The following is a 13,577-nucleotide window of genomic DNA, read 5'->3' on the forward strand; positions in this document are numbered from 1 at the left end:
ACATGAAGAAGACAATTATTGACCTTTTCGAGAGCTCGGTGCAGCAATATCCCGACAACCCTTTCCTGTGGGAGAAGACGAAGGACAAGTTCGAGCCGACAACCTATAAGGAAGTCCAGCAGCAAGTCTATACGGCAGGTGCCGGATTGATGGCTCTCGGAGTGAAGAAAGGAGACAACATGGCGCTCCTTTCCGAAGGCCGTAATGCCTGGATCATCGGTGAACTGGCCATGTTCTACGCCGGTGCGACCAACGTCCCGCTTTCCATTAAACTGGAAGAAGCGAACGACCTGCTGTTCCGCCTCGTGCATGCCGACGTGAAATATATCCTCGTTTCCGGTAACCAGCTGAAGAAGATACGGGCTATCATGGACCGCCTTCCCCTTGTCGAGAAAGTGATCGTGATGGACGAGCAGACAGAATATAAGGAGAAAGAAATCCCCCTCTCCGAAGTTCTTCGGATGGGAGAAGCGTATCTGGAAGCGCATCCGCTGGATGAGTTCCTGACTATCGGCAAGTCGTTGCAGGATGGCGATTACGCGACTATCACCTATACCTCCGGAACGACAGCAGACCCGAAAGGCGTCATCCTTACGCACCGCAACTATACGGCCAACGTGGAGCAGGCGCTCTCCTGCGTCGACATCGACGACACCTGGCGTACGTTAGTGATCCTTCCGCTCGATCATTGTTTCGCGCATGTGGTCGGCTTCTACATCTTCATGTCGAAGGGGGCATCGGTCGCGACCGTACAGGTGGGACGTACCGGGTTGGAGACGTTGAAGAACATCCCGGTCAATATCAAAGAGTTCAAACCCTACCTGATCCTGAGCGTCCCGGCGTTAGCAAAGAATTTCAAGAAGAACATCGAGCAAGGCATCCGGGCACAGGGTAAACAGGTGACCCGCCTGTTCAACTTCGCCCTCAAGGTCGCCTACCTCTATAATGGCGACGGCGGGGAGGATAAGGGACGTGGCGCCCGCTGCCTGCTGAAACCGCTTGTCAGCCTGTTCGACAAACTGCTTTTCACCAAGGTACGTGAGAATTTCGGCGGTCAGCTCCGGTTCTTCATCGGCGGAGGCGCCCTGTTGGACAAAGACCTGCAGAAGTTCTATTACGCAATCGGCCTGCCGATGTACCAGGGTTACGGCTTGAGTGAAGCCACTCCGGTAATTTCGACCAACGGCCCGCGCCGGCATACGTTCGGAAGCAGCGGCGTACTGGTTCGTCCGCTCGACCTGAAAATATGTGATGCCGATGGAAAAGAACTTCCGACAGGTGAGAAGGGCGAGATCGTCATACGAGGCGAGAATGTGATGGCGGGCTATTGGAAGAATCCGGTATCGACGGCCGAGACCGTACGCGACGGCTGGCTCTATACCGGAGATATGGGTTATATGGGACATGACGGCCTGTTGTATGTGCTCGGTCGTTTCAAAAGCTTGTTGATTGGTAGCGACGGCGAGAAGTACAGTCCCGAAGGGATCGAGGAGGCGCTGGTCGAACATTCTTCCTGCATCGACCAGTTGATCCTGTATAACAACCAGAGTCCGTACACCGTCGCCCTCGTCGTGCCGAACAAAGAACGTCTGAAGAAACACTTAGCGCACCAGCATCTCGATCTTTCATCCGATAAAGGATGCGAGGAAGCGATCCGGATCATCCAGTCGCAGATAGACCGTTTCCGCAAAGGGGGCGACCTGTCGACCCTCTTCCCCGACCGCTGGCTGCCTGCTGCCTTTGCCGTCTTGCCGGAACCATTCACGGAGCAGAACGGCATGGTCAACAGCACGATGAAGATCGTCCGCGGCAAAGTGGAAAAAGCCTATGCCGCCCGCATCGACCAGCTCTACACTCCGGAAGGGAAGAACCCGGTCAATGAGACGAACAAAAAGGCGTTGGGGTAAGCCAGAACTAAACACAACGCGATCTGTTATTGTTTAGTAGAAACAAAAAACATGATTATGCGTTACAAAACTATCGCCTCCACCCTTGCCCTTGCCTCTGCCCTTATGGTAGCGGTTCCGGCAATGGCGGATGGAGTATCTGAACAAAACATCGACAGCGGCTGGACCTTCAAACAGGTTCGCGGCAATAACTGGTATCCGGCCACCGTGCCGGGGGTTGTCCATACGGATCTGATGGACAATGGGATCATCGAAGATCCCTTCTATCGCCTGAACGAACGGGGTGTGCAGTGGGTTGACAAAGAGGATTGGGAATATAAGACGACCCTCGACGTCGCCCCCGATGTGTTCGACAAGGACAACATCGACCTGGATTTCAAAGGGCTCGACACCTATGCCGATGTCTACCTGAACGATTCCTGCATCCTGAAAGCCAATAATATGTTCCGCGAGTGGCTCATTCCCGTCAAAGGTCTGTTGAAGAGGGACGGCAACGAACTCCGCATCTACTTCCACTCTCCTATCAAAATGGATATCCCGAACTTCGACGCCCTGCAACATCCGATCGAAGCCGGCAACGACCAGTCCGAAAACGGCGGCCTGTTCGATAAGAAGGTAAGCGTCTTCGCCCGCAAGGCAGGCTACCATTACGGCTGGGACTGGGGGCCCCGTCTTGTCACAAGCGGTATCTGGCGTCCAGCCTACCTGATCGGCTGGAATGATGCACGCATCGACAATGTCCAATACATCCAGGAAAAAGTCAATGCCAAACGTGCAGAGATCAAAACCCGTGTCGAAGTCATCGCCGACAAGGAGGGAGAAGCCACGCTCACCCTCAAAGCCGGAGGTATCAGGGAGACTTGGACGAAGACCGCCCATGTGAAGAAGGGCAAGAACCTGATCGAGACCGACCTCGTCGTCCGCAATCCCAAACTCTGGTGGTCGAACGGTCTGGGGGAAGCCCACCTCTATCCTTTCACAGCCACCGTCACAATGGATGGCAAGGTGGCCGACGCGGATACCACCAACATCGGCATCCGCAGCCTTCGCGTCGTACGCGACAAAGACAAGGACGGCACCACCTTCTATTTCGAACTGAATGGTAAGCCAGTCTTTGCCAAAGGGGCCAACTACATCCCACAGGATAACTTCCTGCCGCGTGTCACGCCCAAACGCTACGAAAAGACAATTCTCGATGCCGTCAATGCCAATATGAATATGCTCCGTGTCTGGGGCGGCGGTATCTACGAGAACGATCTCTTCTATGACCTTTGCGACCGGTACGGCATTCTGGTCTGGCAGGATTTCATGTTTGCATGCAGTACCTACCCGATGACGCCGGAACGCTTAGAGAACATCCGGCAGGAAGCGATCGACAATGTCGTCCGCCTGCGCAACCACCCTTGCATCGCGATCTGGTGCGGAAACAACGAAAACCATACAGCCTGGTTCAACTGGGGTTGGATGCAGAAATACGAGAAGCTGGGCGTGCTGGAAGAAATGCGGAAAGACGATAAAGATCTTTTCCATAAACTGCTGCCCGAAGTCGTAAAGGTATATGACCCGACCGCCTTCTACCTGCCCTCCTCCCCATACGGCGGCGATCCGGATGCCAAATGCGAAAGCGGCAAAGAGAACTGGAACCCGAATGGCGATGCCCACTATTGGGGAGTATGGCATGCCAAGGACAGCATCGCGAACTACAACAAGATACGTGCCCGCTTCTTCTCGGAATACGGTTTCCAGTCGTTCCCGGAGTACCAGTCCGTCCTGAAATATGCACCGGAAGAACGCGACCATGATATCTATTCGGAAGTGATGATGGCACATCAGCGGGCCGGTAGCCATGCCAACGGCCTGATCGAATGGTACCTGCTGAACGAATACCGGAAGCCCAAAGATTTCCCGAATTTCCTCTACATGGGACAGCTGCTTCAGGGCGATGCGATCAAGACAGCGATCGAAGCGCACCGGCGCATGATGCCTTACAATATGGGAACCCTGTTCTGGCAGCATAATGATTGTTGGCCGGTCGCTTCCTGGTCGAGCCGTGACTATTACGGGCGTTGGAAAGCCCAGCATTATTTCGCAAAGAAAGCGTTTCGGGACATCCTCGTCTCTCCGATTGCAGAAGACGGCATACTGAATATCTACATCGTCTCCGACCGCTTACAGGCAACGAAAGGCCTGCTCGACGTCCGTGTCATGGACCTGAAAGGCAATGTCCTGTTTGAACAGAAAAAGAATGTAACGCTGCCTGCAAACACAAGCAAGATACAGTTCTCCGCTCCAGTAGAAAGCGTCTTGGGAGGAAAGAAAACAAATGAAGTCGTTGTAAACGCCCGCTTCACCGAGAACGGAAAAGACGGTGAAGTAATCACAAACAATTACTTCTTTGATCGTTATAAAGATATCGACTTTCCGAAAGCCGATATTCAAATGACATCGGTTCCGTCCGGAGACGGCTACGATGTGACAGTCAGCAGCGACGTTTTTGCCCGGGGCGTGTTTCTGAGTATCGACGGTATCGACAATTTCTTCTCCGACAACTATTTCGACCTCTTGCCGGGCGAGCCGGTAACCATTCACGTTACGACCCAGCTGGATAAAGCCTCTTTCGACAGGCAACTAAGAAGTGAGAGTATCGTTGATACCTATTAAAAACAAAGCACCTTTACAAATATTTGTCTAATACTGCCATCAGGGCAATAATATCGATCGGTTTTGCCAGATGATAATTCATACCGGCTTCGAGCGCATTCGTTACATCTTCGGAAAAAGCATTGGCAGTCATGGCTATAATCGGTATACCGGAAACATCCGCACGTCCGAGGGCGCGAATCCGGCGGGTTGCCTCGTAACCATCCATCACCGGCATCTGAACATCCATCAATATCATCTGGTAGAACTTCGGGAGATTGCGACACCTTGTCAACAGCCTCCAAGCCGTTCACAGCCGTATCGATGGAAACGCCGGTGCTTCCTATGATCTCGACAGCAATTTCAAGGTTCAATTCATTGTCTTCCACCAACAGGATACGCTTACCCGAAAAATCAGCATCAGACAATTTTGTCGGAGTGATATGTCCCCGGACATTCTCCTTGTCTATAAACCTTTTCAGGACCTGGATCAATTTAGATTTGAATAAAGGCTTCGTAATAAATCCATTCGCACCTGCCTTTTTGGCATCCGATTCATACTCTTCCACATCGTATGCGGATAAAATAATAATCGGGATATCGGGACCCACTGCCGCTCTAAGTAATTGGGTAGTTTCGATACCATTCAGCCCGGGCATCTTCAGGTCCATTATAATAGCAAAATATGCATTATTCTTTTCGCTTCTTTCCCTGGCAATCTCTACAGCTTCCTCACCGGAACAAACCCAGTCGCATCGTACCCCGATTTCCTCCAGGCAATTGCAAGTACCCTGACAGGCAATCCGGTCATCATCGACAACAAGGATAGACATTCCAGGGACACCTATCGCTTCCGGGACATCCTGCTCACGAAGCCGTAACGGCATATTTATGGTAAAACGGGAACCTTTGCCGTATTCGCTTTCGATCAGTATGTCGCCACCCATCATCTGTACAATCTTATGGCTGATCGACATGCCGAGCCCCGTCCCCTGTATGCCTACAATATCTTGATCGTCCGCCCGTTCGAACGCTGGCATATCCTTGAAAGGAATTCGGGCTTCATCCCTCTTCCGTTATCTTCAAAAACAAATTCATAATATCCGATTCCGTCCTGGGAGGACTTTTCATTGATCCGGATCAGAATCCGTCCGTTGTCCGGCGTATATTTTATTGCATTGGACAGGATATTCATTAAAACCTGTTTAATCCGCTGCATATCTCCAATGACATTCTCATGTTGCATCCCCATGAGATGGATATCCAATTGATGCTGTTTGCTCCGGATCTCCGGTTGCATCATAATGATCAGATCCTGCAACAACTCACCAATATTCAGTTCATCATCGGAGAGCTTGAGTCGTCCGCTTTCAATTTTTGACATATCCAGCACCTCGTTAATCAAGCTGAGCAGCAATTTGGAAGCACCGGTGATCTTGTTCAGGCAGTCAAGGACCCGTTCTTTGTCATCCACATGGGCACCGGCAATGGCGGTCATTCCGACAATGGCATTCATAGGCGTACGGATATCATGGCTCATACGGGCCAGGAAATCAGACTTAGCCTGATTTGCTTTTTCTGCAAAATCAAGCGCTTCTTTTAATTGCTCGGATTGCTCTTCCAGCTTTTTCTGCAATTCGCGCTGCTCGGTAATATCAGTTATGTCGATGAAAACAACAAGGTAGACAGGCTCTTTACCCTCCCAGCCGATACATTCGCCGTTCAGTTGCAACCAGGCATCCGTACCGTTTTTATCTTTGGATCGAATCACAAAATGCACAGATTCTCCCTTCTGCATCAAAGGAATATATTCATTCAGTACACTCCGGCTCTTATCGTCCAGTCGGGAAAAAGGGCAGAATGCGGAAATCATATCTTTTTCGATACCTGCAAAATCCAAATATTTATCATTCGCTTCAATCATGATAAAACGGCCATCCTGCTTTACCTTATATTTAGCAACAAAACCGGGCAGGTTATCATAAGCGACTGTTTGTTCGAGACGCACTTGCATGATGTCTTCAACGTCAGTCATCACTGTATATGAAATAGGGATACCGTTTTGTAGCTGATCAGTAAATGTCGCATTCAGTTTAATCCATCTCATTCCACCCTTCACCGGCATTTTGGTAATGAGCTCATAACCGTTTGCTTTGTTCTCAATTGCCTCGTAGACTTTCTGGCCTAAAGCTTCCCAGAGCTCCGGATATTGCTTATAATACAAATCCGGTCGATTGTGGAAAAGGGTTTCGTAATCATCTTTAGGATAACCAATCATATCATAGTAGAAATCGTTTGCCCACAACAGGGTGAAATGTTCATCCAACAAATGTTTGCTGACACTAACACCCATTTGTCCCATTAACCCCACCAACAGCCTATACTCAAGATCTGTTCCTGATTGTGAAAAATGCTCATCCATGATATATCCCTCCTATTTTCTGCCTAATGATTTTCTTTTATGACAGCATACAGTTTTTCATAGCGCAGTTTTAATTCCTCTTGTTCTTCCTTTATCATTGTCATATCCCCTCTTCTTAGCTGTTCAGTCATAGGCACCAGGACTTCCAGCAAAGACTCGAATTCCAGGTTTCCTGCAATGCCTTTCATGGTATGGGCCTGCATAAAAGCCTCGGTAGCATTACCCGTTTTTATGCAATCTTCCAGTTGCTTATAACATGTGTCCTGAATGAATTTCAGAAGAAACTTATCATACAATGCCTCACTTCCCATAAAGCGGTCTAATGCTTTATCCACATTAGTCCCAGCATCAAGCAGCTGTTGTTTATACACACTTTCCATATAAAATAAATGAATGTATTGGGATATTCGCTCGTAATATCTTAAAATTCTGATAATATGTATCAATTCACAAAGTAAGGATTATCAGAGGAGATATCCAAATTTATTTTCAATTTATAAACAACGACAATGTTATTATTCTCGTTTTTGATGCATTTTAGACGGTATTTTTTCGAAATTAGAAAAGTTAGGCGGCATTCCCGGCAATCATTTTTGTTGTTTTCTTAAAATGAAAAGAGAAGCGGCAACGAGCAAAGCGACGATTATATATTTGACGAGTTCCCTGTTACCGGCATTTGTCCCTACTTCGGGCATTTGTGTCTTATCCAGTCGAAAAGAAACCGGAACAAACTTCTGTCCGGCAATATTCCGGCCATTACGTTTAGCCGGAATCCATTGGCCTGCGGTATTCTCCACAAACCGTACGGCTTCATCTTCAAAGCGGGAGTCAGGGCTATTGGACACCTTCACTTCCGTTACCTTTCCATCCGCCTCTATCGTGCAGGAAACCAAGACAACACCTTCCAATCCCTCTTCATATGCCTTCACCGGATATTTCAAATGTTCTTTCTGATACCGGGCAAAAGCGGCACTGCCACCTTTAAATTCAGGCGAAGTGATACCCGAACCATCCGGAGGCCCGACCGGACGGTACACATCTGTATCTCCCAATAAAAAGAGACCTATCAATATAAGCAACAATAAATTTTTCCCCATAAAAGTAGTGTTGTTTTTACTTATTCTCAGTTATCTTAGAACTGGAAATAGATAAAAGGCTGCACTCCAGCACTTTTAAACTGTACAACGACAAAGATGGCCACTACCAGCATCACCGCTTGCACAAGTAAAGGAGAACGAGTCACAACTGCCTGCAACCCGTTTTCTGCCGATTTAGGCATGAAATGCATGACATAACCGATCACCATCAGGATAAATACCCCTTTATAGCCCATGACAAACTGCATGAACACTTCCGGATGGAAGTTTGTAAAAATCTGTGTCAACACCTCGCCTACCGTCTGCATCGAATCGGCACGGAACAAGATCCAGCCGAAACAAACCAGATGAAAAGTAATCAATATTCCTAAAACTCTTCTCCAGGGCTTCATATCCGAGCCTAACGGTTTGAAACTGCTGAAATGGCCCATCACAAACTTATGAATAGCCAAAGCGACTCCATGTAAAGCTCCCCAAAGGATAAAACTGATGGAAGCCCCATGCCATAAACCGCCCAACAGCATTGTAATCAACAGGTTTATATACGTTCGTATTTTACCTTTTCTATTTCCGCCGAGCGAAATATACAAATAATCTTTCAACCACGAAGAAAGAGAGATGTGCCAACGTCGCCAAAATTCCGTAATTGTTGCAGACTGATAAGGCGAATCGAAGTTTACATTGAAACGGAAACCCAGCAGCAGGGCTATACCGATTGCCATATCCGAATAGCCCGAAAAGTCACAATATATCTGCAAAGCATAGCCATATACCCCCATCAGGTTCTCCACTCCCGTATAGAGTAAAGGAGCATCGAAAATACGGTCCACAAAGTTAAGGCTGATATAATCGGATATAACTGTTTTCTTGAAAAGACCGCACAAAATCAGGAACAGGCCTTCGCCGAACTGTGCCCGTGTGACGGCAGGCACTTTATAAATCTGCGGAAGGAAGTCGCGTGCCCGGACAATAGGGCCAGCTACCAGTTGCGGAAAGAAAGAGACATAAAAGACGTAGTCGATCCAACGGTGAAGCGGCTCTATCCTCCCCCGGTACACATCGATCACATAGCTGATCGTCTGGAAAGTAAAGAATGAAATACCGACCGGCAAGAAAATATCCAACGGCTGGTAAGTGATGCTTTGCAAAGAGGTATTACCCAACTGATAGCCTAACTCGTGGCCAATCGTCGCAACGATTTCCCGCAAGAAATTAAAATACTTGAAATATCCCAATAATCCGAGATCGATGCACAAACTCAGGATTACCCAAGCCTTGCGTCCCCATTTGGGTGCAGTCCGGACAATACGTTGCGCGATAAAAAAGTCGGATGTCGCAACAAACAACAGCAGGAAAAAGAAGAACCCGCTGCTTTTATAATAAAAATAGATAGAAAACAGTGTGACATAAATAATACGTGCCAACAAATGTTTCCTTAATGACATATAAATAATCAGGAAACCGATAAAAAGGAAAAAGAACAGTCCGCTACTGAATAATATCGGTGCGTTATGATGGTAAAGGAAAAGCTCCCCAAGCTTCTCAATCGAAAATCCTCCTATATTATTTAAAATATCACCTGTCATCATCTTTCTTATTTTTCGTTTGCATCAAGGCCCGGTACAACAGTGTTCCCTGTTCCCGGTAGCCCTCTTTCGTAAAGTGGATACGGTCGCGCCCCATTAACCGTTCTTTATGCCATTTGGTACAAGAGCTTTTACCTCCCGTAGCCGTAAATAAATCCCAACAGGCAAGCCCCTCTTCATGGGCGACTTTTACGAGCGCCTTTGCCGCAAGCTGGGTATTTGCATTACGGACATAAGTACGTTTCTTGTCTACATAGGTCCGTTTGTAACATTCCGGCGGTGTAGTAAGCAGGATGGCCGTATCCGGCATATATTTCTTAACGAGCGAAATAAACGCCCGTACCTGTCCGCTAAATTCTTCGCTGTTGAAACGGCGGCCGAACGTCTCGTTCGTGCCCAGCGAAACAATCAGCAAAGAAGGTTTCAACAAGGCTAACTGCCGCACATAGGATTCGTCCGTATAATTGACAAACATAGCCCCGTTTACCCCAATCGAGTGGTATAAAACACCCGGATTCCCGTTTGTCAGGCTAAAACCATAATAAACATTCCTAAACGAAGAAGCCGGAAGCAACTGGTCCGTTCCCTGTTTCCTCCGGGTACTGTGAAGTTGCAGCGTATCGACAGGATAAGCGATACGGAATGTATCAGCCATAACACCTGCCACAGCCGGAGCCATAGCCAAAGAAGTCTGTACGGAATCTTTCAATGGCCCGGTAGGCAGCATCGGCATGGATTTCTCCCCCCGATAAAAAATAGCCTGGCTAAAAGCATAACCGGCCCCGTTGTTCGGGGCAATCCGCACATCCAGATTAATCGAAGGAGAGACGGATTGAATGCCGATTCCTCCGATCCCGACCGGACATTTTTTGTTTGCCTGGATACAGCGTCCGGCCACCCATTCCCGGATGGCGGAAGAGATAAAATAATCGTCCGGCTCGTTCGTCCGACTCAACTTGAAGGGAGCGATCCATCCGCGTCCGGCATTTCCGAACTGCGCCTGTAAAAGACGCATCATCTGTCCGGAATAATACCCGGCCTGTATATGGGAATCTCCCAGATGGACAACCGTAAGAACAGTGTCTTTCCCTGCCCGCAATGAATCCAACCCGGCAAAGAAGGGCTGCAAAAAGGAGGGCGACAAAATAGAATCCACCTCTTTCCCGATCGAATAGGAAAGTGAAGGGAGAGGGATTGTATCCGGACAGAGCACAGAAAGGCTGTCTTTTTCCTGATACGGCCAAGGCTTCTGCGATCCCGCGTCAAGCGCGGGAACAGGGACCGGTAATTTCCCTTTGGCTCCGACAGCACTTATTGCCATCAGCGCCAGACAAACCATCAGACTAACGAGCCACTTTGTCTGCTTCATCATAAAACTCTTTTTCTAATAATATTGCTTTTAACAAGGCAGAAGCGATCTCTTTTCCTCCCCTGAAACTTAAATGCGTATAGTCCTTGCTGGCCCAATTGTTCTCCACAAAACGGACCATGCTGTTCTCGCCTCCCATCGCTCCGAACACATTCCAGAATGTGACACCCGAACGGCGGGCAGCCTGACGTTGTGCATGGAGCAACGCCAACACGGCAGGCATCGTCTCAAACGTTCCATCCACTTGCCGGCTCCTGTCCGACACACCCAGCATCAGGACATCGGCGTCCGGAAAACAAGTCCTTACATGGCGCACGGCCTCTTCCATCCGTTTCGCATACCAGCCATACTGTAGAATGCTGTCGCTGACAATATTCAACCCATATTGCAGGATAACCAAATCATACGGACGTATGGCATTCAGCTCCCGGCAACGGGCACTGTCCAACCGTGTCAAGATCATACCCGAATTTCCGCGCAAGGAATAATTGTCGACAATCACTCCCGAATTATCTTCCAACGCGACTCCGAGTGCACGGAAACCAGCTGTATCGGCAAAAGCAAAGGAGGCCTCCGTAAAAGTCCCCGTACGTTCATATTGGGTAATAACGGAAGTCGGCTTCAGTACCTCGCGGATCGTATCCTGTGTCCCGTTGCAGATCAGTGTCATCCGGGTGCGGGTATTTTTCTCATACAAGAACTTGAGGGAAGATACGGTCTTTAGCTCCGGATAGCGGTCTGTTGTTTTAACAGAGACAGAGGGATGATCGCTTTCCGGCTCGAACGTCATCCCGGAAAGTGTGTACCGGTGGTGATGATCGGTCAGCATCGACCAGGTGTTCCATCCTTCAGCCTCCTGCTCGATAGTCGGACGGAATTGTGCGGCAACAGATGTAATGGGAACAAAACCGACTCCCCGTCCGCCAAACTCCTTCTGCATCCCGGAACGGAAATCAGCGACCACAATATCTCCTTCGATAAACGAGTCTCCCAAAAACGCCACACGAACCGGGCGCTCCTGCTTCCGACTGTCCCTCAAAGCGGCAAAGAAGCGTTTGAGGCCGATATGCCCTACTGAATAATCTTCAATGTGCGTTCCCAACGAATCGGCTCCCCGGTCTGCATACATGACTTTATAAAGAGAATCGCGTAAAGCCAATGCCACAGAATCGATACCTGTCGTTTTCAAAATAGAATCGCGCACAGCAGCCGAATCTATCCGGACCGTATCCGGTTGTTCAAGCTGCATACGCAAAGAATCCATCGAAAGGGATTCCTGCTTTATCCTGATATCGGAAAGCAAATCAACCTTTTTTATTTTCATCCCGAACAACCGGTCCGGTAAGTAATATAGTCCTAAACAGATTCCTAATGCAATAAGTAACAGGAGCAAAAGCCTGCCGAAATTATCATCTTTATTCATCTAATCATCTCTTTCGAAGGGACAAAGATAATGATAAATATGAAGCTTGCCCCGGTAGGTCTGCCGTAAATCACAATTTATCGCAAACTAAGCCGTTTATAATATGCAAGTAACAATAAAACAATATAGAATGGAAACACCGGAAAACAAAAGCTGGAAAGTACTGAAAAGCGAATATCTGTCCCGTAAACCCTGGTTCACCGTACGCCGTGAAGAAGTGGAATTGCCGAATGGGAACAAAATACCCGAATATTATGTGTTTGAATATCCGGAATGGATCAATGTAATCGCGATTACCAAAGACCGGAAATTTGTCTTTGTAAGCCAGTACCGTCATGGACTGGGGATTGCAGCCTATGAACTTTGTGCCGGTGTCTGTGAGAAAGAAGACGCATCCCCGCTTGTTTCCGCCCAGCGGGAACTGCTGGAAGAGACCGGCTACGGAAATGGGAACTGGAGCGAACTGATGGTAGTCGGCGTTAATCCCAGTACACATACCAACCTGACATATTGCTATCTTGCCACCGATGTAGAGCCTGTCACGGCCCAACATCTCGAAGCAACGGAAGATCTGAGCGTCCATCTTTTGACACTCGATGAAGTAAAAGAACTCCTGATAAACGACCAGATCAAACAAGCGCTTCATGCCGCCCCGCTCTGGAAGTATATGGCGTTAAATCATCTTATCTGATTATTGTAGTACCTCACGAAGTACAATAGGTTCAGTTTTTTGCAGAACTGAACCTGTTTGTATTATCATGGAACACGGATAACACCGATAAAACGGATGACCGCAGATTTGTTTTTAATAAATAGATCTGTGGTCATCTGCCCAATCTGTGTCATCCGTGTTCCATGACAATATTATGGTTCACTTTTTCTTAAATATGCTCCCTTTCAACTTTCAACTCTTAACTTTCAACTCCCCGGGGGGGCTTATTGTATAAAACGCATTTTTCAAGTATAAAAGACATCCGAAACAAAACAAATGTTAATCCGCTTTTTGAGCCTCAAAAAGGGACTTTTTCTTTCTTTTTTGTAGCGTTTTTCCGCCATTACGACCGTCCTAATTTCCATTACGACCGTGCTAATAGGTAGTGCACTCGGCACCTCACGAAGATTAGGACGGTCGT

At 48.1% G+C, this 13,577-nt stretch carries 8 protein-coding genes and 1 pseudogene; 3 read left to right on the forward strand and 6 right to left on the reverse strand.

The genetic code is table 11. The annotated features are described in order from the left end of the window. The first annotated feature begins 2 nt into the window (after positions 1–2). Together DW083_RS19275 and DW083_RS19280 are read left to right on the forward strand one after the other, a co-directional pair. Positions 3–1,907 carry a long-chain fatty acid--CoA ligase gene (locus DW083_RS19275; protein WP_122333520.1) on the forward strand — a complete coding sequence of 635 codons (1,905 nt, stop codon included), beginning with the start codon at positions 3–5 and terminating at the stop codon, positions 1,905–1,907. Between the two features lie 57 nt (positions 1,908–1,964). Beyond that, positions 1,965–4,568: a glycoside hydrolase family 2 protein gene (locus DW083_RS19280; RefSeq protein WP_122333525.1), complete on the forward strand. Its 2,604-nt coding sequence runs from the start codon at positions 1,965–1,967 to the stop codon at positions 4,566–4,568. Between the two features lie 13 nt (positions 4,569–4,581). Here the strand turns inward: DW083_RS19280 and DW083_RS23690 are convergent. The 6 genes and pseudogenes from DW083_RS23690 to DW083_RS19310 form a co-directional block, all read right to left on the reverse strand. Next, a pseudogene (locus DW083_RS23690) lies at positions 4,582–6,969 on the reverse strand (response regulator). A 23-nt stretch (positions 6,970–6,992) separates the two neighbouring features. Continuing rightward, the gene (locus DW083_RS19290; RefSeq protein WP_122333521.1) at positions 6,993–7,349 is read right to left on the reverse strand and encodes an Hpt domain-containing protein; all 357 of its coding nucleotides are present in this window, start codon (positions 7,347–7,349) and stop codon (positions 6,993–6,995) included. Positions 7,350–7,556: 207 nt separating this feature from the next. Next, entirely contained in the window at positions 7,557–8,066 is a 510-nt protein-coding gene (locus DW083_RS19295) for an energy transducer TonB (protein WP_122333522.1), read from the reverse strand. A 35-nt stretch (positions 8,067–8,101) separates the two neighbouring features. Next, positions 8,102–9,655: an MBOAT family protein gene (locus DW083_RS19300; protein ID WP_370039425.1), complete on the reverse strand. Its 1,554-nt coding sequence runs from the start codon at positions 9,653–9,655 to the stop codon at positions 8,102–8,104. Next, positions 9,642–11,024 (reverse strand): GDSL-type esterase/lipase family protein, encoded by a 1,383-nt coding sequence (locus tag DW083_RS19305; protein ID WP_233552299.1) that lies wholly within the window; start codon positions 11,022–11,024, stop codon positions 9,642–9,644. Before DW083_RS19305 ends, DW083_RS19300 begins: the two co-directional genes overlap by 14 nt. Next, positions 10,996–12,444: a hypothetical protein gene (locus DW083_RS19310; RefSeq protein WP_122333523.1), complete on the reverse strand. Its 1,449-nt coding sequence runs from the start codon at positions 12,442–12,444 to the stop codon at positions 10,996–10,998. Before DW083_RS19310 ends, DW083_RS19305 begins: the two co-directional genes overlap by 29 nt. A 130-nt stretch (positions 12,445–12,574) precedes the next feature. Here DW083_RS19310 and DW083_RS19315 point away from each other — a divergent pair, with 130 nt between their 5' ends. Continuing rightward, complete coding sequence (locus tag DW083_RS19315) at positions 12,575–13,135, forward strand: NUDIX hydrolase (protein ID WP_122333524.1); 561 nt, start codon at positions 12,575–12,577, stop codon at positions 13,133–13,135. Positions 13,136–13,577 lie beyond the last annotated feature (442 nt).

Source organism: Parabacteroides sp. AF48-14, from assembly GCF_003477465.1.
GTDB classification, from domain to species: domain Bacteria; phylum Bacteroidota; class Bacteroidia; order Bacteroidales; family Tannerellaceae; genus Parabacteroides; species Parabacteroides acidifaciens.

Coding starts and splice junctions, on each gene's coding strand:
- DW083_RS19275 (WP_122333520.1), top strand. CDS start 3: ATGAAGAAGACAATTATTGACCTTTTCGAGAGCTCGGTGCAGCAATAT.
- DW083_RS19280 (WP_122333525.1), top strand. CDS start 1,965: ATGCGTTACAAAACTATCGCCTCCACCCTTGCCCTTGCCTCTGCCCTT.
- DW083_RS19300 (WP_370039425.1), bottom strand. CDS start 9,655: ATGATGACAGGTGATATTTTAAATAATATAGGAGGATTTTCGATTGAG.
- DW083_RS19290 (WP_122333521.1), bottom strand. CDS start 7,349: ATGGAAAGTGTGTATAAACAACAGCTGCTTGATGCTGGGACTAATGTG.
- DW083_RS19310 (WP_122333523.1), bottom strand. CDS start 12,444: ATGAATAAAGATGATAATTTCGGCAGGCTTTTGCTCCTGTTACTTATT.
- DW083_RS19295 (WP_122333522.1), bottom strand. CDS start 8,066: ATGGGGAAAAATTTATTGTTGCTTATATTGATAGGTCTCTTTTTATTG.
- DW083_RS19315 (WP_122333524.1), top strand. CDS start 12,575: ATGGAAACACCGGAAAACAAAAGCTGGAAAGTACTGAAAAGCGAATAT.
- DW083_RS19305 (WP_233552299.1), bottom strand. CDS start 11,024: ATGATGAAGCAGACAAAGTGGCTCGTTAGTCTGATGGTTTGTCTGGCG.